The sequence below is a fragment of the Azospirillum oleiclasticum genome, assembly GCF_013423485.1.
Taxonomy (GTDB): domain Bacteria; phylum Pseudomonadota; class Alphaproteobacteria; order Azospirillales; family Azospirillaceae; genus Azospirillum; species Azospirillum oleiclasticum.
The window spans coordinates 35,891-56,145 of the sequence record NZ_JABFFR010000007.1; the positions used below are offsets into that span (position 1 = coordinate 35,891).

The window sequence follows — 20,255 nt, forward strand, 5'->3', positions numbered from 1 at the left end:
GCGGCGTCCGGTCGCGCCTCCTTGAAGCGCCCGGCCCGCGCCGCGACATCCTCCTTATGACCCAGCGCTGATTCCGGCCGTCAGGGGAGGAAACCATGGCCCGCGACGCGATCGAGGCATTGCTGTCCTACATCCAGACCGACGAGAGGCCCCGTCACGCCGCCGGCGCGCCCGCCGCGCCGCCGGTCGTCACCATCGCCCGTGATCACGGATCCGGCGGCCGGGCGATCGCCGAGATCGTCGCCGAACGGCTGGGCGTCCGCTGCTTCGGCAAGCCGCTGCTGGACGCTGTGGTGCGGGGGGCGGAGGCCGATCCGGGGCTGATGCGCCGGCTCGACGACGAGCTGCCGCCGCGCGCCGGCACCGGGCTCTACGCCGCCCTGATGGGGCTGAAGGACCCGCTGCACGAATACCGCCGGCTGATGAACCGGGTGGTGGACGGCATCGCCTTCCGCGGCGGCGTCATCGTCGGGCGCGGCGCGCATCTGCTGGTGCACGCGCCGCGCGCCCTGCGCGTCCGCATCGTCGGGTCGGAGGAGGTCTGCGCCCGCCGGCTGGCCGGCGGCGACGTCACCCAGGTGGCGGCCAAGCTGGACGAGCTGCGCAGCGCCAACGCCGACCGCGCCCGCTACATCCGCCAATGCTTCGATTCCGACCTGAACGACCCGCGCCTGTTCGATCTGGTGATCAACACCGACCGCATCGCCGACCCGAACACGGCGGCGGACCTGATCATCGCCGCGCTGAACGCGGTCGGACGCTGAGGCACCGGCACCGCGCCGGGCTCACGCCCCGGCGCGGCCGGCGAGGTGCTCCATCTCCCGCGCCCAGCCGGCGTAGTTGCGGTGGTGCTCGGCCAGCGCCGGATCGCCCGCCGTGCGGGCGGCATGCCCGGTCATGACGGGAAGCTGGAGCCGCGCCAGCTCCGCCGCGTCCGGCCGGCGGCTCGCCGTCAGGAAGGACGACAGGCTGGTGAACAGGTTGGCCCCGGCTGGCTTGGCCGCGCTGCTGGTGAGCGCGTCGAGAATCCAGGGCATGTATTTGAAGACGTAGGCGGCGTAGGCGCGCATCGCCGGCGCCTGCCGCTCGATCGCCGCGCGCTCGGCGTCGAAATCGCCGCGCTCCACCAGCTTGCGGTCGCGGTAGACCACGGGAGCCGCGGCCGACACGTCGCACAGCCAGCCGGCCCGCGGCACCAGCAGATCGGCCTGATCCCTCTCCTCGCGGAAGGGGTAGAAAGGCATGGTGCGGCAGCGCAGCGGCTTGCTGTCCTGCACCCCGCACAGCCCGTCGGCGGCGAGCGCCGGGCAGGCGAAGGCGGGAGGCAGATAGGCGGCCGGGGTGATGTGGACGGCCGCCGTGCGGCGGTCCTTCAGCCGCACCGTCACGCCCCACCGCTCCGCCAGTTCGAAGGCCCGTCGCCCCTTGATGACCGGCATCCACAGCATGGCCAGGGGAAAGCGCCCGGCGTGGGCCAGCGCGTCCTCCAGCGTCAGCGGCAGCACGCCGTGGCAGCATTTGCCGCAGGCGGTGCAGTGGAAATGCCGGTCCATGCCCCCGTCGCCCCCCCTTCGTCGCCCCTTGCCCGCGGGTCAGGCGCCGCAGCACTTCTTGTGTTTCTTGCCCGATCCGCAGGGACAGGGATCGTTGCGGCCGATCTTCTCCACCCGGCGCGGCGGGTCCTTGGGGTTGACGTCGCCATCGACGTAGTACCAGACGCCGTCGTCCCGCCGGAAACGTGACCGTTCGCGGTGCACAAGCTCCTGCCCGTCGCGGCGGAAGCGCAGGGCGAACTCGACGGTGCCGGTGTCCTCCGCCGTCTCGGCCCGGCGCACCTCAAGCCCCAGCCACTCGACCTCCGCGACGTTGCGCTCGGCCTCCGCACGGTTGAAGTCGCCGCGCACCTCCGGGGCGTTGGTGCGTTCCACGTGATCGAGCCCCCCCCGCACATAGGCCGTGTAGCGCGACCGCATCAGCGCCTCCGGCGTCGGGGCCGGAGCGCCGGCGATGATGGGGCCGCAGCAGTCGTCGTAATCCCGGCCGGAGCCGCAGGGGCAGTTCATCGCGCTCGTCTTTCGGGTTCCGCGGGGCCGGGATGCCCCGCGAACCCTTCCATACATCCTTTCCGTGCGCGCCGTCGACAGCCGGAGGACAGCCAGAGACCCTGCCCCCGCACCGGTGCCCTAAACGGGGACCCAGGCGTGCGCCATGTCCTGCGACGGGCGGGCGGCGAGCATGGAGCGGTAGACGGCGGCGATGCGCTCGGCGTGGCGCTGCGGGGTGGAAGGGTCGCTCCAGTAACGCTCCCACGCCTCCCGCCCGATTCGGTCGGCGACCGCCGGGTCCTTCAGCAGGGTCAGGGCGCGGGCCAGCGACTCCACGTCGCCGGGCTCCACCAGCAACCCGTTCTCGCCATGCACCACCGTGTCGGCCATGGCGCCGGTGGCGGTGGCGACCAGCGGCACGCCGCGGGCGATGGCCTCCACCGCCGACATGCCGAAGGGCTCCGGCAGGAGGGAGGCGAAGATGACGGCGCGCGCGGAATCCATATGACCGATCACCTCGGCCCGCGTAGTCCAGGGGGAGAAGGCCGCGTCCGGGCAGTGCGCGCGCAGCGCCTCCTCCTCCGCCCCGGCGCCGACGAAGGCAAGCTCGACCCCCGCGCGCCGCGCGGCGTCGGCCAGCACCAGCACGCCCTTGTCCCGCGTCAGCCGGCCGAGGAAGACGAAGCGGCGGTTGCGGGCCACGTCGGCCCGCGGCGCACGCTCGATGTCCACCACATTGGGGACCACCACATACCGGGTGTCCGCCGGCAGGAAGGGCCGCGCCATGTCCCGCCCATAGCCGGACGGGCTGACCAGCGTCATCGGCGTGCCGGCGGCCAGCGCGCGGGCGGCGGCGAACTGGCGCAGCAGCCGCACTGTCTTGTGCAACGCGCTGGTCTTGTCGCAGGCGCTGAGCGCGCAGGCGGCCGACAGCGGGCGCACGTCGCAGACATGGCCGCGACCGTCGTCGTAATACATGCCGGTCGGGCACATCAGGAAATAGTCGTGCAGCGTGACCGCCCAGGGCATGCCGCTGCGCGCCGCGGCGGCCAGCACGGACGGGCTGAGCGCGCGGGTGAACTGGTGGATGTGCACCACCGTGTCGCGCGGGGAGAAGCCGGCCAGCAGGTCGGCCAGCGCCGCCCCGGCCCGCGGGTTCCAGATGCCGCGCAGCGCCGCCTTCACCGGGTTCGGCTCGCGCCAGACGTCGCCGATGGCGAGGTCGTGCACGCGGATGTTGGGATGGTCGAGCAGCGGGCTCGCCCGCCCGACCGCGTGCACGTAGGTGACGGTGCAGCCGAGTTCGGCAAGGCCGCGGGCGCTGAGCAGGGCCACCTTGGTGGCCGCACCGTTCAGGTGCCCGTAATCGGACAGGATGACGACGTTCATGGATGACCGGCGGCGGGTAGCGGAAGGCGGGACCGGCGGTGGAAGCGCCGGCCCATGCACGCTAACCGCGCGCCGGACGATTGGACATGGCGGATTTGTGGTTAGCCCGACGGCTCACACCGTCGCAGGATTTCCGAACTCCGCCCACAGACGGGCGGGCTCGGAAATCCTGCAAAACCGTAGAATCAGCAGGTTTGCCCAGGCCGGGCCATATGTGGCCCGATCTGGGCAAACCTGCTTAGCGCGCGATCGACCGGTAGAGCGCCTCATACTCCCGCGCCGGCCCCGACCAGCCGAAATCGCGCGTCATGGCGCGGCGGCGCAGAGCCGTCCACTGGTCGGGTTGCCGGTACAGCGCGGCGGCGCGGCGGAGTTGCCACAGAAGCTCCAGCGGGGTGGCGTTGACGAACTGGAAGCCGGTGGCGACGCCGTCCTTCATGGCGGCGGGGTTGGCATCCACCACCGTGTCGGCCAGCCCGCCTGTGCGCCGCACCAGCGGCAGCGTGCCGTATTTCAGCCCGTAGAGCTGGGTCAGGCCGCAGGGCTCCGCCCGCGACGGCACCAGGATCACGTCCGATCCGGCCTGGATGCGGTGGGCCAGCGGCTCGTCGTAGCCGATGCGTACGCCGACCGAGCGCGGAAACCAGCCGTGCAGGTTGCGGAAGCCGGCCTCCGTCCAGGCGTCCCCGGTGCCGAGCACCACGAGCTGCCCGCCGGCCCGCACCCACTCCCCGATCGTCTCCAGCACGAGGTCGAGGCCCTTGTGCCAGGTCAGGCGGCTGATGATGCAGGCGAGCGGGGCGTCGGGCACGCGGTCGAGCCCGAAGGCGACCTGAAGCTCCTCCTTGCACTGCGCCTTGCCGGCGAGGTCCTCGGGGCCGTAGTTGGCCGGCAGAAGCGGGTCGGTGACCGGATCCCACACCGTGTAGTCCACACCGTTGAGGATGCCGGTCAGGCTGCCGGCGCGGGTGGCCAGCAGCCCTTCCATCCCCTCGCCATGCTCGGCGGTCTGGATCTCGTGGGCGTAGGTGGGGCTGACGGTGGTCAGCCGGTCGCTGTAGAAGCAGCCGGCCTTCAGGTAGCCGATGCCGCCGAAATACTCCACCCCGTCCATCTGGTAGGCGCGCGAGGGCAGCCGCAGGTCGCCCAGGATGTAGGGGGCGAACTGGCCCTGATAGGCGATGTTGTGGATGGTCAGCACCGTGCCCGGCCGCCGGGCGCCGCCGCCGCCGAAGCGGTCGGGGCGCAGCTCCAGATAGGCGGGAATCAGGCCGGTCTGCCAGTCGTGGCCGTGGATCACGTCCGGCCGCCACCAGGGATCGGCCGCGGCCTCCGCCGCGAAGCCGGCCGCCACCCAGCAGAGTGCGGCGAAACGCCCGGCGTTGTCCGGCCAGTCGCGCCCGTCCGGCCCGATGTAGGGGTTGCCCGGCCGGCCGAAGAAGGCGGGGGCGTCCAGCACATAGGCAAGGATCCCGTCCGGCAGGCGCCCCAGCTTCAGCCGCCCGACCGCGTCTCCCGGCAAATCCATCAGCGGCCCGCCGACATCCTGAAGCTCCCCCAGCCCGGCGAGGACCGCGGGATAGCCCGGCAGCAGCAGCCGCACATCGACGCCGGCGGCGGCCAGCGCCGGCGGCAACGCCGCCGACACGTCGGCCAGCCCCCCCGTCTTGATCAGCGGGAAAACCTCGGGGGTCACGAACAGGACGCGCATCGGAACTCCGGCATCAGGGCGGCGCGGTGCGACCATGTTTCTGCACGGCGGAGCACGCCCGGATCAAGCCCGATCCGCGCCATAGCACCCTCTCCCGCCGGGGCGGGAGAGGGAGAGCTTCATCAATCCTGCAAGCGGTCGATCATGTCGCGGGTGATCAGGCAGACGCCGCCTTCGCTGCGGTGGAAGCGCTTGGCGTCCAGCTCCGGATCCTCGCCGACCACCAGCCCTTCCGGGATTTCCACGCCGCGGTCGATCACCACCTTGCGCAGGCGGCAGCGGCGGCCGATCTCGCAATCCGGCAGCACCACCGCCTCCTCCAGCAGGCTGTAGGAGTTGACGCGCACGGAGCTGAACAGCAGCGACCGGCGCACGGTGGAACCCGACACGATGCAGCCGCCCGACACCAGACTGTCCACCGCCATGCCGCGCCGGTGGTCGTCGTCGAACACGAACTTGGCCGGGGGAAGCTGCTCCTGGTAGGTGAAGATCGGCCATTCCTTGTCGTACATGTTGAGCTGCGGCGTGACGTGGGTGAGGTCCAGGTTGGCCTCCCAATAGGCGTCGATGGTGCCGACGTCGCGCCAGTAGGGCTCGGGACCGGGGCCATCGATGATGGCGCTGTCGCGGAAATCATGCGCCACCACCTTCGCCCGTGACACCAGATAGGGGATGATGTCCTTGCCGAAGTCGCGGCTGGACCCCGGCAGGTTGGCGTCGCGCTCCAGCTGCTCGTAGAGGAACTGTGCGTTGAAGACGTAGATGCCCATGCTGGCCAGCGCCTTGTCGGGCTTGCCGGGGATCGCGGGAGGGTCGGCCGGCTTCTCCACGAAGTCGATGACGCGGCGGCTCTCGTCGATGTGCATGACGCCGAAGCCGGTCGCCAGCTCGCGCGGGACCTCGATGCAGGGAACCGTCACGTCGGCGCCCTTGTCGATGTGGTCGAGCAGCAGCGCGCCGTAATCCATCTTGTAGATGTGGTCGCCGGCCAGGATCAGGATGTATTCCGGGTCGTGCCCGCGCAGGATGTCCAGGTTCTGGTAGATCGCGTCGGCCGTGCCCTGGTACCAGGCGGTCTCGCTGATGCGCTGCTGCGCCGGCAGCAGGTCGCAGAACTCGTTCATCTCGCCGCGGAAGAAGCCCCAGCCGCGCTGCAGGTGGCGCAGCAGGCTGTGCGACTTGTACTGGGTCAGCACGCCGATGCGGCGGAAGCCGGAGTTGATGCAGTTGGAGAGCGCGAAGTCGATGATGCGGAATTTGCCGCCGAAATAGGTGGCCGGCTTGGCCCGGCGGTCGGTGAGCTGCTTCAGCCGGCTGCCGCGCCCGCCGGCGAGCACCAGGGCGATCGCCCGCCGCGGCGCCAGACGCAGATCACGCTTGTCGAACATGGCTTTCACCCTCCCCCCCTTCCGACCACCGTCACCGGTTCCTCCGGTGCGGCACGCTGCGACGCCGCCGGTTCCGAGCACGCCCCTGCTGCGACCGGCAGACGGTGCCACACTTCCGCCCCGACCGCCATGGGCCGAGGGGCCGATGCGCAATGTTCGGTATCGCAGCGGGTAACATGGCGGTTGACTGCATAAAATTTGAGCAACAGCACGCCCTTTGACCGCTGCGGTTCGTCCTATCGGTCGACACAACCCCTATAACAGTCGAGTCGGTCCAAGTTGCACGCGATTGTCGTGACGAAATCATGCCTTTTTTTTGAGCATCGACGTCGTGCGACTCGGGGACTCCGCGGCCCGGCGCGGCAGGCGCTGCGCGAAGGTCCAGGGATCATAGCCCTTTCGGAGTGGCACGGAATTTGTAAGCCAACGGGCAACCTTGGCCCTGCCAGCCGCCTCCGCCCGATCCGGGGAGGTGGGAGCGGAGGGGCGGGGTAGGACGTGCGGTCCGACGACATCAAAACGCCCGCCTCAGCGCTCCGAGACGGAACAAGCGCGTGCGGACCGGGACGAATAAGGAGAGAAAGGAGCCTCGATGAGCCGTCTGTCACTCATTGCCGCACCCATCATGGCGGTGACTCTGGGCTTGGCCGGTCTGGCTGGCGAAGCCTTTGCCCAGGATGCGGCCGCTGCTGCCCCGACGCCGACGCTCAGCCCGGGCGACACGGCGTGGATGCTGACCGCGACCGCGCTTGTTCTGTTCATGACCATCCCCGGCCTCGCCCTGTTCTACGGCGGCATGGTCCGCAAGATGAACGTGCTCGCCACGGTGATGCAGAGCTTCGCGATCTGCGCGCTGGTTACCGTGCTGTGGTTCGCCGTCGGCTATTCCATCGCCTTCACCGAGGGCACGCCCTTCTACGGCAGCCTGTCGAAGGCCTTCCTGTCGGGTGTGACCAAGGACAGCCTGTCGGGCGTCATCCCGGAGACGGTCTTCATCGTCTTCCAGATGACCTTCGCCATCATCACCCCGGCGCTGATCGCCGGTGCCTTCGCCGACCGCATGAAGTTCTCCTCCATGCTGGTGTTCATGGGCATCTGGTCGGTGGTGATCTACGCGCCCATCACCCACTGGGTGTGGGGTCCGGGCGGCTACCTGCTGGGTGACGGCGTGCTCGACTACGCCGGCGGCACCGTGGTGCACATCAACGCCGGTGTGGCCGGCCTCGTCGCCGCGCTGGTGCTCGGCAAGCGCAAGGGCTACCCGAACGAGAACTTCGCCCCGCACAACCTGGTGCTGAGCCTCGTCGGCGCGTCCATGCTGTGGGTCGGCTGGTTCGGCTTCAACGCCGGTTCGGCGCTGGCCGCCGACGGCCGTGCGGGCATGGCCATGCTGGTCACCCAGATCGCCGCCGCCTCCGCCGCGCTGGTGTGGATGCTGGTCGAGTGGGCCGCCAAGGGCAAGCCGTCGGTTCTCGGCATCATCTCCGGCGCGGTTGCCGGTCTGGTCGCCATCACCCCGGCCTCGGGCTTCGTCGGCCCGGTCGGCGCTCTGGTGATCGGCGGTGCGGCGGGTGTCGTCTGCTACTGGGGTGCGACCGGCCTGAAGCACGCGCTGGGCTATGACGACTCGCTCGATGCTTTCGGCGTGCACGGCGTGGGCGGCATCGTCGGCGCCATCCTGACCGGTGTGTTCGCCCAGGAGGCCATCGGCGGCACCGCCGGCCTGCTGGAGGGCAACTCGGGTCAGGTGGTCACCCAGATCATCGGCATCGCCGCCACCGTCGTCTACTCCGCGATCGGCAGCTTCATCATCCTGAAGGTGATCGACGTGGTGATGGGCCTGCGTGTGGACGAGGATGTCGAGCGCGACGGCCTGGACCTCGCCCTGCACGGCGAGACCATCCACTGAGCAGCACCTCGGGCGTAGCCTAGGGGTTTGCGGAACCGCCGCCGGGGCAACCCGGCGGCGGTTTCCGTTTGTGCTACCGGACTCCCCGCCGCAGCAGCAGCTTCCCCACACCGTTCAACGCGGCGAAGAGCTGGCCGAACTGGGTCCGGAAGGTCTCCCAGGCAAGGTCGCCGCCAACGGCCGCGGCCACCTCCCGGTGCAGCTCCGCCAGGGTGCGACGGCCGTCGATGCGTGCCAGAATCGGGCCGGCCAGCCGCGGCAGCGGCAGCGTTACCATCGCCCCCATCAGCTCCGCGTCCAGGCTGCCGCCCGGCGGCAGCGCCCGGCCGATGGCGGGACCGTCCAGATCGCGCAGCACCGGCACCACCTCCGGTCCGTCGGGACGCGCCACCGCCCCGTCCAGGTCGGCGGGGCGGACGAGGTAGGCGATGTGCTTGGTCATGCTGCCGCACACCCGCTCGCTCCAGGCCGCGCGCTCCAGCCAGGACAGCCCCTCCAGCCGCTTCAGCGTCCGCGGGTCCTTGACCCACATCGACGGCTCGTAACGCGACGGCTCCACCAGCGCCGCCACCGCCAGCCCGGCCGACGCCGCCAGATCCGCCAGCTCCGGCACCGTGAAGGGCCGGTCGCAGGAGTGCAGCAGCAGGTCGTAGAGGTTGGCGTCGGCCTGCCGGTGGTCGGTGATGAAGGGGTTGGCAAGCAGCCAGTTGGTCCGGGGCAGATGCGCGATGAGCCGGCGCGCCACCGCCACCCGCTCCGCCGGCGGCAGCCCCTCGGTCATGGTGCGCAGGGCCTGCTGGAGCGGATAGACGCCGGTGCGGCCATAGGGGGCATAGACCATGATCCCCATCCCGCCGCCGGGGGCCAGCGCGCCGGTCAGCGAGCGCAGGCCGGCCGCCGGGTCGTCCAGATGGTGCAGCACCCCGCAGCAGTCGATGTAGTCGAACGGCCCCAGCCCTTCCAACGCGAGCAGGGAGCCGCGTCGGAATTCGATGTTGGTCAGGCCGCGGGTGGCGGCCCGCGCCTCCGCCACCGCGCGGGCGGCGTCGGACAGGTCCAGATAGGTGACGGTGCCGGGATTGCCGGCGTCGGCCATCATCTGGGCCAGCATGATGGTGCCGTCCCCGGTGCCGCCGCCCGCCACCAGCGCCCGCAATGGCCGCGCGTGGTCCAGCCGGCCGCCGAAGACGAAGTGGTTGACCTCGTCCAGATGGCTTGGCGAGCCGGTGACCAGCCGCTTGCGCTCATCCGCCGGGTCGCGGGCCGGATAGGGATAGGCTTCGTACTGGGCGCGCAGGTCGTCGATGCTCATTGGACGGGCGGAACCGCTGATGGAGGAACGATCGCCGCACCATAAGGCCGGTGTGACAACCCGCAAAGGGGCCACCGAAGACGGCCCGGGCCAATTGCGAATTACTCGCGATTGCGATATCCTTCGTGCACAGGGCTCGCGGAACAGGGAAAGGGACGATCCATGCCGACGCGGCTGGAGGAGCTGTGCGTTGCCAAGGGGTTGAAGATGACCGAGCAGCGCCGGGTGATATCCCGCGTGCTGTCGGAATCGACGGATCACCCCGACGTCGATCAGGTCTTCCGGCGCGCGTCGGCCATCGACCCGAAGATCTCCATCGCCACCGTCTACCGCACCATGCGCCTGTTCGAGGAGGCGCAGGTGATCGAACGGCTGGATTTCGGCGACGGCCGGGCCCGCTACGAGGAGAACCGGGCCGAACACCACCACCACCTGATCGATCTGGAAAGCGGGGCGGTGGTCGAATTCAGCAGCGGCGAGCTCGAGCGCATCAAGGAGACGATCGCGCGCGAGCTGGGCTACGATCTTCTCGGCCACCGGCTGGAGCTGTACGGGGTGCCGCTGGATCCGGACGCCTCCGGCTCCGAATAGGTGGGGATCCGAACAGGCCAGATCGGACAGAGGGGGGCGGTGCCCCCGATGTCTCCGATGGAATAGCCGTCCGTGCCCGCCGGGGGCGACCGTCGCGCGTTTTTCCATTGCGGGGTGCACCGGGTGCGGGGCTCGCCGATTCCCAAGCCGTTGCGATAGCGTCACGATCGCATCGCCATGAACACGGAACGCAGGCCCGCTCCATGAACGACCTCAACGACCACGATCTGCGCGCCCAACTCGCCCGGCTCACCGAGCTTGTGGCACGCCGCTTCGACCGCATCGAGGAGCGGCTGAACGGCCTCGACCGGGACAACGGGGAAATCATCGGGATGCTGATCGCGCTGAAGGCCGGTCTCGACGGCACCCTTGGCGATCTCGCCGCGGAGGTCGCCGCACTGGACGATGCCGACGAGCCCGACGACGACGCGCAGCCCGGCCACTTCCTCAACTGACTGTGCCTCAACCGACCTTGCCGGCACCACGGCGCCGACGATTCCCCATCCCCCCGGCGGCACGGGTCTGCTATGGATCCGCCGATAAACCGGACTGGAGGGACCCGGACGATGCGGCATCCCGGCGTGGCGTTCTTCGATTTCGACGGCACCCTGATCGAAGGCGACAGCCTGCCCGCCTTCGTCGGCGAGGTCATCGGCCGCCACCGGGCGCATCTGGCGCTGGCCGACGCCATCCGGTCGGGCGTCCACCGGCATCTGCGGGGCCGTGGCCGTGGGATCGACCTGCGCGGAACCATCAAGGCCGTCTTCATCCGGCGCACGCTGCAGGGCGTCGCGCTGGCGGACGCGCTGGCGGCCGCCGAACGGCTCGCCCGCCGCGTCCGCTGGCACGCGCCCATGGTCGAGGCCATGCTGGAACACCGCCGGGCCGGGCGGCGCGTGGTCGTCGCGACCGGGGCGCTCGACCTCTACATGCCGGCGCTGCTGCGCGGCAAGGGTGTGGACGACCTGCTCGCCACCGGGCTGGAGGTGAGGGACGGCCATCTCACCGGGCGGCTGTGCACCGGCAACTGCGTCCGCCAGGACAAGGCGCACCGCGTGCGGGCCTGGCTGGCGGCCAACGGCCCTTTCGGGGAGAGCTGGGGCTACGGCAACCACCCCTGCGACCTGCCGATGCTGGCCCTGCTGGATCGCGGCACCGTGGTGCGGATCCGGCGCTGAGCGGACGGCGGGCTTTGCGGCCGGCGGTTGTTCGTGGTACGGACAATGATGCACAACCGGGGAGGGGCCATGTTCGACATCGAGGCCCAGGTCAGGGTGCCGGACGGCGGACCCCGCCGCGCCGTGGTCGCCGACGGCGACCACGGCCAGCGCGCGCGCATCGCGGGGCACCTCGCCGCCTGCGGCTTCCTGGTGTCGGAGGCGACGGACGGTTACGAGGCGCTGTCGATGATCGGCAGCGAAGCGCCGCTGGTCGCGCTGATCCCGCGCGGCGACGCGGACGACGACGGCGTCCGGGCGGCGGCGCTGGCCAACATGCTCTACCCGCACACCCGGATCATCCTGACGGTGTCGGCGCCGGACGGCGTCGATGACGACGGGCCGTTCCTCGTCCTGAAGCGCCCGGTGGACCTGTCCATGCTGGATCGTTGCCTGAGCGAAATCGTCGCCGCCGCGCGCTGAGGCGGGTCACGCCACCAGCACCGCCGCCCCGACCGAGACGCCGGGCAGCCGGTCGGCGCGTCCGCGGTTGACGGCGATCTCCACCAGACCGTTGGAATTGCCGTACCAGAAGGTGCTCCCTTCCGGCACGGCGCCGAAGGTGCGCGCGTGCCGGACCTCGGCGCCACCGACCCGCAGCGCCGCCGATGCGGGCAGGCTGCTCGCCCGGATACCGGTCATTGCATTGCCGTACACATCGACATAGACGACGCGCGGCAGGTCGTCCGGCCATTCCGGTTTCGCAACGGCGCCCAGCGACAGTGGTGTCGACTCGACGGCCTGTCCGGTGGCGAGCCTTGCCGCCACGGGCGCGAACAGGTCGCGGCCGTGGAAGGTATCGGACAGCCGCTCGGGTCGCCAGTCGATGGCACGCACCCGCGCCCCCGCGTCCCGCCTCAGCACCAGCTCGAACAGCCCGTTGTCCGGCCCCACGAAGGCGTGTCCGCCAGCATCCGCCACCAAGGGACGGCGCACCGTCCCGACGCCGGGATCGACGACGCACAGGAAAACCGTTCCGGTTGGGAAACCAGCGCTGTAGGCCGCAAGCAGATAGGCCGACAGTTGGGGATCGAAGGCGGGAGCGTCGGCGAACAGGTCGATCACCGCCACGCCGGGGGCCTGCGCCGCCAGCACGGCCTTCATCTGGCCGGTGTAGGGCCCGGACAGCCCAAAATCGGTGAAGAGCACGATCATGCGCGGACCATAGCACGCGAACCGTCCCGCGTGACCGGTCACGGCGGCGGAATTGCCGCGACCTGTGGAACGTTTTAATGTCATATGACCGCTGCGCCGCCAGCCGCAACCATCGTCATTCCGGAGCTTCCGATGCCATCCTCCGCCCGTTGCCGGCTGGGGTTGATCGCCGTATCGATCGCCTTCTTCATCTACAGCCTGGGCGATATCGCGGTCGGCGTCCTGGAGGACGTGGTCGAGATCCCGGTCTCCCACGACATTCTGGAGATCGGCTGGGGGGTGATCGGGCTGCTCGCGTCGGCGATCGCGCTGATGCTCGTCCTGCGCAACGACCGCGATACGATGAAGCGCGCCAAGGCGGATGTGGCCGCCGCCCGCCGCAACGCCAGCATGGCCCACCGCCGCCTGCGCGAAGGGATCGAGGCGATGAGCGAGGGCTTCGCGCTGTTCGACGCGGAGGACCGGCTCATCCTGTGCAACAGCCGCTACCGCGAGATCTACCCGCTGAGCGGCCCGCTCGGCACCGGCGAGCGCTTCGAGGACATCCTGCGCCGGGGGGCGCTGGCCGGCCAGTATGCGGAATGCGACCCCGGCGCGGTGGAGGCGTGGATCACCGACCGGCTCGCCCGGCACCGCGCCCCGGCCGGTCCGATCGAGCAGAAGCTGGCCGACGGCCGCTGGCTGCGCATCTACGAGCGGCGCACCAGCGACGGCGGCTATGTCGGCATCCGCACGGACATCACCGAACTGAAGCGGCGCGAGGAGGAACTGCGGGAGAGCGAGGACCGGTTCCGCAAGCTGGCCGAGGCCGCGCTGGAAGGTGTGCTCGCCCACGAGGCCGGCCTGATCGTCGATTGCAACCCCGCGGCCGCGACCCTGTTGGGGTTGACCCCGGCGGAGATGATCGGCCGCCGCGTCCAGGAATTCCTGACCCCAGAACAGCGCCACATCGTCGCCGAACGCCACGCGCGGCGGGAGGAGTCGCGGCTCGAACTGACCGCCATCCACCGGAACGGCGCGCGCCTGCTGCTGGAATGTTCCAACCGCTACGTGGTGCGCAACGGACGCACACTGTCCATGGTGTCGTACCGCGACGTCACCGAACAGCGCCGGGCCGAGACCGCGCTGCGCGAGGCCAAGGAACAGGCGGAGCTGGCGAACGAAGCCAAGTCCAAGTTCCTGCGCATGATCAGCCACGAGATCCGCACGCCGCTCAACGGCGTGCTCGGCATGGTGGGGCTGCTGCTCGACACCGGGCTGTCGGCGGAGCAGCGGACCTACGCGATGACCGCGCGCGAATCCGGCGAGGCGCTGCTGGGCATCCTCAACGACATCCTCGACGTGTCGAAGATGGAGGCCGGCAAGCTCACCCTGGAACCGCATGATTTCGACCCGGTCGAGGTGGTGGAGAGTGCGGTGGAACTGCTGGCGGCGCGCGCGTCCGACAAGCGGATCGCGCTGGCCATCTGCACCCCGGCCGACGTCCCCGCGACGGTCATCGGCGATTCCGGCCGGCTCCGCCAGGTGCTGCTGAATCTGGTCGGCAACGCCGTCAAGTTCACCGACCGCGGCGGCGTGTCGGTCGCGATCCGGCTGGAAACCGACGACAACCCCGGCACCGTCCGGCTGCGCTTCGAGGTCACCGACACCGGTGTCGGCATCGCGCCGGAAGCCCAGCCCGCCCTGTTCAGCGAGTTCACCCAGGCCGACCCCCGACTGTCGCGCCGGCACGGCGGCACCGGCCTCGGCCTTGCCATCTCGCGGCGTCTGGTCCTGCTCATGGGCGGCACCATCGGATTCGACAGCGCGTCCGGGTCCGGCAGCCGCTTCTGGTTCACCATCCCCTTCGGCCGCGCGGCCACCCCCGCGGCCGGGCTGCCCGCCCTGTCGCGCTCGCTCGCGGGGCACCGGGTCCTGCTGGTGGATGGCTGCGCGGTGACCTGCGCCGCGCTTGCCGGACAACTCGCCTCGCTGGGCGCCGAGGTCAGCCCGGTCGGAAGCGCCGATCCCGCGGCACGGCCGGCACCCGCAGCCAGCTTCGACACGGTGGTGATCCAGGGCGGCACCGTCGGCGGTGATCCGGATGGCGACATGGCGCTGGCCACAAGCCTGCGCGTGGCCGGAACGGAGCATGTGCTGCTGCTGGCAATGGTCGGTCACCGCAGCCGGCCCCCGGCGGCGGGGGTGACCCTGGTTCCGCAGCCGGCGCGGCGCGAACGTCTGCTGGCGGCCTTCGGCGCCGCGCCCCGGCCGAGCCGCAACACCGAGCGGGCCGCCGGCACCGACGGGGCGGCCGTCGGCAGCGGCCGGCGGCTGCTGGTGGTGGACGACAGCGCCACCAACCAGCTCGTCGCCGGCGCCTTCCTGCGCAACGCCGGCTATCAGGTCGATGTCGCCGCCAACGGGCTGGAGGCGGTGGCCGCCGCGCGCAACCTGCCCTACGACCTGATCCTCATGGACGTCGCCATGCCGGAGATGGACGGGCTGGCCGCGACACGCGCGCTGCGGCTCCTGCCGCCACCGGTCGGCACGTTGCCGATCATCGCGCTCACCGCCGGGGCCATGGACGGGGATCGGCGACGCTGCATCGAGGCCGGGATGAACGACCATGTGTCCAAGCCGATCAACAGCGGCGCCCTGCTCGCCACCGTCGCCCGCTGGCTACCCCTCCAGCCCGTGAGGCCGGCCGCGGACGACACCACGCCGGAGGCGGCGGACGACACCGCCGAGGCGCTGGACACCGAGGCGCTCACCCAGCTCGCCCGCGACCTTCCCAGCGGTCTGCTGGCCGACATCATCGGCCAGTTCGTCGGCGAGACCATGGATCGGATCGCGCGCATGGAGGCGGATGGTATCGACCGGGTGGCGCTGGGGCGGGAGGCGCACACGCTGAAGAGCACCGCCGGCACCTTTGGCGCGCGCCGCCTGGCGGAAGCCGCGCGCGACCTGGAAGCCGCCTGCCGCGCTGGCAGCGGCCCGGACATCGACGCCCTGAAGAGCCGGATTCCGGCGCTCGCCCAGGCGGCGGCCAACGCCCTGGCGCGGGCGGGCTACTGGTCTCCCGCGGCACCGGCGGAGGCGGTGTCGCCGGCGGAAACCGACGACCGGGCGCCGACGGCGGTTCCATGACAGCGCGGCCGTCCGCCTACAGGTTGCCTTCGGCCTGCCAGGAGAGGCGCTTGCGGTAGATGGTGGAGGCGCTGATGCCGAGCAGGGCGGCGGCGCGCGGGATGTTGCCATCGCAGGCGGCGATGGCTTCCTCGATCGCGTCCTTCTCCACCTCCCACAGCGGCTTGATCGCCCGCTTGCCGGGCGCCACGTGCAGGCTGGCCGGTGCCGCGGCGTGGTGCAGGACGGGAACCCCCGACTGGCCGAGCGGTGGCGGCAGCATGGCCGCGGTCACCGTGTCGCCGTCGTGCAGCACCACGATGTTGCGGATGACGTTCTGGAGCTGCCGCACATTGCCCGGCCAATGGTAGAGGCGGAGCATCTGCTCCACGTCGGGCGCGAAGCGGACGAAGGCCTTGCTCTCCTCCCGGGCGAACTCCTTGAGCAGGTGGCCGCCGATCTCCAGCACGTCGTCCTCGCGCTCGCGCAATGGCGGCAGGTGCACGGGGATGACGTGCAGGCGGTAATAGAGATCCTCGCGGAACCGCCCCTCCTCCACTTCGCGCAGCGGGTCGCGGTTGGTGGCGCAGATGATGCGCAGATCCACCTTCTCCAGCCGGTTGCCGCCGACCCGCATCAGCGTGCCGGTCTGGATGAAGCGCAGCAGCTTGGTCTGGAGGTTGGCCTCCAGCTCGCAGATTTCGTCCAGGAACAGCGTTCCACCATCCGCACGGGTGGCCGCACCCTCGCGGTCGGCCACGGCGCCGGTGAAGGACCCCTTCACATGGCCGAAGATCTCGCTCTCCATCAGGTCCTTGGGGATGGCCCCGCAGTTGATGGCGACGAAGGGCTGCTCGCGCCGCGGGCTCTGCCGGTGGATCGCCTCGGCGCAGACCTCCTTGCCGGTGCCCGATTCGCCGGTGACGAAGACCGTGGCCCTGGAGGAGGCGGCGCTGTCGATGATCCGGTAGACCGCCTGCATCGACAGCGACGAGCCGATGAAGCCGTGGAAGCGCGTGCGCGCGATGTCGGTCTGGAAGGTGTCCACGATCTCGGCGAGGCGCAGCCGCTCCACCGCGTTGCGCACCGTGATGGCCAGCCGGTCGGCGGAGAAGGGCTTGACCAGGAAGTCATAGGCGCCGTAGCGCATGGCCTCCACCGCCAGGTTGACGGAGCCATGGGCGGTGATGACGACGACGGCGCAGGGCAGCCCGTCCGCGGCGATGCGCTTCAGCACCTCCATCCCGTGCATGTCCGGGAGCTGGAGGTCGAGCAGGACGATGCGCGGCGCACCGTCGCTGACCACGGTCAGCGCCTCCGCCCCCGTCTCCACGATCCGCACCGTGTACCGGTCCTTCTTCAGGTACTCGGCATAGACGCGGGATAGCGAAGGGGTGTCTTCAACAAGGAGGACGTTGGTAATACCGGCAGCCATGCTCCGCATCGCCCGATTATAAAAATTTAGGCTCAAATCCATTGTAGAGAGGATAAGAACCCGTCGGAAGAGCTTAACCCGATAGCCGGATGAAAAACATCACCATCCTTGCTTGCAGGGCTGCGGCCGATTCAGCCGTCCGGCAGAGCCGCTTTCCAGTCACCGATCGGCCATGGTTGCACCACGCCCGGATGTTCCGGGATCACAGCGGCAGCAGGGCCTCGACCAGCAGCTCGTTGATGTCGGAAATCCGGCGGGCGCCATAGCGCTCGCTCTGGGCCACGAACCGGCCGGCCATCTCGATCAGCTTGGTGGCGCTCTCATGGCGCAGCGCGTCGGAGACGCGTGGCAGCTGGGAGCGCAGCAGCGCCGGCCCGTAGGTGTCGGTGGCGGACACCAGCAGCGACAGGTAGGCTTGCGCGCTGCGGTCGGCGCGCCGCTTCCAGTCGTCCATGCCCGCCTGGGCCGACGGACGCATGCTTTCCGGCAGGTTGGGGAGCGCCCGCTGGCGGCGGTTCACCTCATCCATCTCGAACCGGTAACCGCGCATCAGGACGGCCCCGCTCATCACCGCCATCCGCGCGCCGTCGGCCTCCGCCTCGCGCTTGCGGTCGAGCTCGGCGGCGATGTCGGAAGCCAGCCGGCTCAGCCGCTCCGCGTCGGCGGGGCGGTCGGCGTCGGCGGCGAGCTTGCGCAACGCCGCGACCGGATCGCCGGAGCCGGCGACCTGGGGTGCCGCCTGCGACGAGCGCAGCTCCGCGGCGGAGCGCTGGAGCTGCTCGGTCTTCGCAACGCTGGTGTTCACCGGCGCACCGATCACCAGCCGCAGACCGACGAAGGGTGCGCGACGGGCCTGCCCCGTGGCCGGATCGTGCAGCGGTTCCTCGTGGCGGTCGGACACGCGGACCAGCCGCTCCGGCGTCAGGCAGGAACCGCCACGCACCACGAAGCCGCCGGGCTGGCCATGCAGCCGCTGCGGGGCCGTCCCGCGGTAGAGGTCGATGGTCATCTCCGCGACGTTGCCGAGCACGTCGTGCAGCCCGACCGGGTTGGGCTTGCGGCCGCCGATGTATTGGGTCTGTCCGTTGCAGGACTGTTGCCCGGCGATCCAGGCGTAGTCGGTCACCGGCCCCTCCATGGGGAAGAGGCGGGCGAGTTCCTGCGCCGGCTGGATCAGCGACCCGCCGCGCGCGGCATACTCCCACTCGGCTTCGGTCGGCAGGCGGACGAAGCCGGGGACCTTGTCCTCCGTCGGCAGCCGGTCACGGGCGTTGGTGAGCAGCCAGTGCGAATAGCGCTGGCCGAACTCCAGCCCCTCGAACCAGGTGATCCCGTCCTTCGGCACGGCGTCGTCGGCATTCGGGGGGCGGCACCCCTCGCCCATCAGCGTGGCGAACTGGCCGACGGTCACCTCGTACTTGCCGATGTAGTAGAAGCGCCGCCGCGGGTCGCCCTGGTCCGAGAACCCGCCGACCAGCCGCTCGAAGCGGAGATCCTCGGACGCGGCGAAGACCGGATCGGTGCTGCCCATGCGGATGCGCTGGTCGGCCATCCAGCCGGGGCCGACGAAGGTGTCGATCCGCCGAAACACCATGGAGCCGCCGCAGGGCATCGGCAGGGTGTAATCGCCGGGAGCCGGTTCCGGGTTTGCCGCTTCCGGTGGCCAGGCCGTAGGCTTCGCCGCCTCCGGCGGCCGGGGCGGCGGATCGGCTGCCGCCGCGCGCTGGCCGGAACCGGCCCAGCCGAGGGCCAGGACCAGCACGGCCAAGCCCGGTATCGACCAGCGTTCAGAGACCATGGATACCCTCCCCCGGTTCGATGCGGGTGACGCGCCACGCGGCGGCCGTCGAGGCCAGAAGGCCGACGGCCACGGTCGCCGCGAAGGCGATTCCCAGTTGATGCGGGTCCAGCCGGCTGATGGCGCCATCGACCCGGATCGAACCGGCGAGGCTGCGGTTCAACGCTTCCGCGGCGACGGCGAGCAGCAGCCAGGCCAGCCCCCAGCCGATCGTGACCACCGCCACCGCCTGCGCCACCGGGAACAGCGCGGCGTCCCGGCGCAGCAACCCGTGCAGGCGCAGGACGCACAGCGCCTGCCGCTTGCGCTCCACATTGCCCCAGAGCGTGGCGCCGAAGGACAGCAGGAACCCGATGCCGCCCGCCGTCGCGATGATCCCGAAGATCAGGCCGAGCGCGCTGTTCAGGCCCATGATGTTCTCGAACTCCTTCAGGCGGGGGGCGCTCACCGACAGGCCGCCCGCCGTCAGCTCCAGATGGAGCGAGCGCAGCGCCGGCAGGTCGCGGGCGTACAGGCGGAAATTGCGGTAGGCGAAGGGCACGGCCGATTCCACCCCCGTCCAGCCGAAAGCCGGCACCGCCGTCCCGTCCCGCCACTGCTCCACCGCCGCCAGGGTCTCGTCGGCCAGCAGCGCGCCTTCACCCTCCCACAGCGCCGGGTCCATGATCCCGGTGACGGTGAGCGGCAGGGCCAGCTCCTCGTCCCGGCCGTCGATCGTCCGCAGGGCGCCCAGCACGACGCGGTCGCCGACCGCGGCGTCGAGGCGCGTCGCCAGCGCCCGCGTCAGCACGGCCTGGAAGCGGCCGGGGGCGGTCAGGCGCCGCCCCAGGAGCGGGTCGCCGGGACCGCTGCCGAGCACGATCCCCTCCGCCCGCGGTGCCACACCCTGCACCGCCTTGGTGAACGCCACCTCGCGGGCGATGGGCGAGGCATGGCCGACCACGAAGCCGACCCGCCCGTCCCGGCGCAGCTCGTCGAAGAAGGAGGGCGGGAAATGCCCCTGCCGGGTGACCGCGATCTGCCGGTTGCGCGGATCCTCGGACAACTGCGCGACCAGGGAGCCGATGACCCCGACGCGCAGGCTGTAGAGCACCAGCAGCGGCACCAGCACGGCGACCAGCGCCAGCACCTGCGTGGCGAATCCGGCGCGATCGTGCAGCAGATCGCGCAAGCCCAGCCAGACGGCCGTCCGCATGC

17 protein-coding genes are annotated in these 20,255 nt (G+C 70.7%); 7 read left to right on the forward strand and 10 right to left on the reverse strand.

What is annotated here, in order from left to right:
• Positions 1-95: 95 nt before the first annotated feature.
• Entirely contained in the window at positions 96-764 is a 669-nt protein-coding gene (locus HL658_RS10210) for a cytidylate kinase-like family protein (RefSeq protein WP_180282153.1), read from the forward strand.
• Positions 765-785: 21 nt separating this feature from the next.
• Here HL658_RS10210 and HL658_RS10215 read toward each other — a convergent pair whose 3' ends face one another.
• The 5 genes from HL658_RS10215 to glgC form a co-directional block, all read right to left on the reverse strand.
• Entirely contained in the window at positions 786-1,553 is a 768-nt protein-coding gene (locus HL658_RS10215; RefSeq protein WP_180282152.1) for a YkgJ family cysteine cluster protein, read from the reverse strand.
• A gap of 39 nt (positions 1,554-1,592) precedes the next feature.
• On the reverse strand, positions 1,593-2,063 hold the full coding sequence (locus tag HL658_RS10220) for a YchJ family protein (protein WP_180282151.1): 471 nt from the start codon (positions 2,061-2,063) through the stop codon (positions 1,593-1,595).
• A gap of 120 nt (positions 2,064-2,183) precedes the next feature.
• A complete protein-coding gene (locus HL658_RS10225) occupies positions 2,184-3,434 on the reverse strand; it encodes a glycosyltransferase (protein ID WP_180282150.1) in 1,251 nt (416 codons plus the stop codon).
• A 238-nt stretch (positions 3,435-3,672) separates the two neighbouring features.
• Positions 3,673-5,145, reverse strand: a complete 1,473-nt coding sequence (gene glgA / locus HL658_RS10230; protein WP_180282149.1) for a glycogen synthase GlgA — start codon at positions 5,143-5,145, stop codon at positions 3,673-3,675.
• Positions 5,146-5,267: 122 nt separating this feature from the next.
• Positions 5,268-6,533 carry a glucose-1-phosphate adenylyltransferase gene (glgC, locus tag HL658_RS10235; protein WP_180282148.1) on the reverse strand — a complete coding sequence of 422 codons (1,266 nt, stop codon included), beginning with the start codon at positions 6,531-6,533 and terminating at the stop codon, positions 5,268-5,270.
• A 592-nt stretch (positions 6,534-7,125) separates the two neighbouring features.
• Between glgC and HL658_RS10240 the strand changes: the two genes are divergently transcribed.
• Entirely contained in the window at positions 7,126-8,442 is a 1,317-nt protein-coding gene (locus HL658_RS10240) for an ammonium transporter (protein WP_180282147.1), read from the forward strand.
• Between the two features lie 73 nt (positions 8,443-8,515).
• Here HL658_RS10240 and HL658_RS10245 read toward each other — a convergent pair whose 3' ends face one another.
• Positions 8,516-9,754 carry a class I SAM-dependent methyltransferase gene (locus tag HL658_RS10245; RefSeq protein ID WP_180282146.1) on the reverse strand — a complete coding sequence of 413 codons (1,239 nt, stop codon included), beginning with the start codon at positions 9,752-9,754 and terminating at the stop codon, positions 8,516-8,518.
• Positions 9,755-9,916: 162 nt separating this feature from the next.
• Here HL658_RS10245 and HL658_RS10250 point away from each other — a divergent pair, with 162 nt between their 5' ends.
• The 4 genes from HL658_RS10250 (at position 9,917) to HL658_RS10265 (ending at position 11,985) form a co-directional block, all read left to right on the forward strand.
• Positions 9,917-10,345, forward strand: coding sequence for a Fur family transcriptional regulator (locus tag HL658_RS10250; RefSeq protein ID WP_180282145.1), 429 nt, complete (start codon positions 9,917-9,919; stop codon positions 10,343-10,345).
• A 203-nt stretch (positions 10,346-10,548) separates the two neighbouring features.
• Positions 10,549-10,800, forward strand: a complete 252-nt coding sequence (locus HL658_RS10255; RefSeq protein ID WP_180282144.1) for a hypothetical protein — start codon at positions 10,549-10,551, stop codon at positions 10,798-10,800.
• A gap of 111 nt (positions 10,801-10,911) precedes the next feature.
• The gene (locus HL658_RS10260) at positions 10,912-11,523 is read left to right on the forward strand and encodes an HAD-IB family hydrolase (protein ID WP_246337463.1); all 612 of its coding nucleotides are present in this window, start codon (positions 10,912-10,914) and stop codon (positions 11,521-11,523) included.
• A gap of 69 nt (positions 11,524-11,592) precedes the next feature.
• Complete coding sequence (locus tag HL658_RS10265; protein WP_180282142.1) at positions 11,593-11,985, forward strand: response regulator; 393 nt, start codon at positions 11,593-11,595, stop codon at positions 11,983-11,985.
• A gap of 6 nt (positions 11,986-11,991) precedes the next feature.
• On the opposite strand, the gene HL658_RS10270 is transcribed toward HL658_RS10265, so the two are convergent.
• Positions 11,992-12,717 carry an SAM hydrolase/SAM-dependent halogenase family protein gene (locus HL658_RS10270; RefSeq protein WP_180282141.1) on the reverse strand — a complete coding sequence of 242 codons (726 nt, stop codon included), beginning with the start codon at positions 12,715-12,717 and terminating at the stop codon, positions 11,992-11,994.
• A 132-nt stretch (positions 12,718-12,849) separates the two neighbouring features.
• Between HL658_RS10270 and HL658_RS10275 the strand changes: the two genes are divergently transcribed.
• Positions 12,850-15,846 (forward strand): hybrid sensor histidine kinase/response regulator, encoded by a 2,997-nt coding sequence (locus HL658_RS10275; protein ID WP_180282140.1) that lies wholly within the window; start codon positions 12,850-12,852, stop codon positions 15,844-15,846.
• Positions 15,847-15,862: 16 nt separating this feature from the next.
• On the opposite strand, the gene HL658_RS10280 is transcribed toward HL658_RS10275, so the two are convergent.
• From HL658_RS10280 to HL658_RS10290, 3 genes are all read right to left on the reverse strand, one after another.
• Positions 15,863-17,260, reverse strand: coding sequence for a sigma-54-dependent transcriptional regulator (locus tag HL658_RS10280; RefSeq protein WP_180282139.1), 1,398 nt, complete (start codon positions 17,258-17,260; stop codon positions 15,863-15,865).
• A gap of 202 nt (positions 17,261-17,462) precedes the next feature.
• Positions 17,463-19,058 (reverse strand): formylglycine-generating enzyme family protein, encoded by a 1,596-nt coding sequence (locus HL658_RS10285; protein WP_180282138.1) that lies wholly within the window; start codon positions 19,056-19,058, stop codon positions 17,463-17,465.
• Positions 19,048-20,253, reverse strand: a complete 1,206-nt coding sequence (locus HL658_RS10290; RefSeq protein WP_180282137.1) for an FtsX-like permease family protein — start codon at positions 20,251-20,253, stop codon at positions 19,048-19,050. The genes HL658_RS10285 and HL658_RS10290 overlap by 11 nt, the downstream gene beginning before the upstream one ends.
• Positions 20,254-20,255 lie beyond the last annotated feature (2 nt).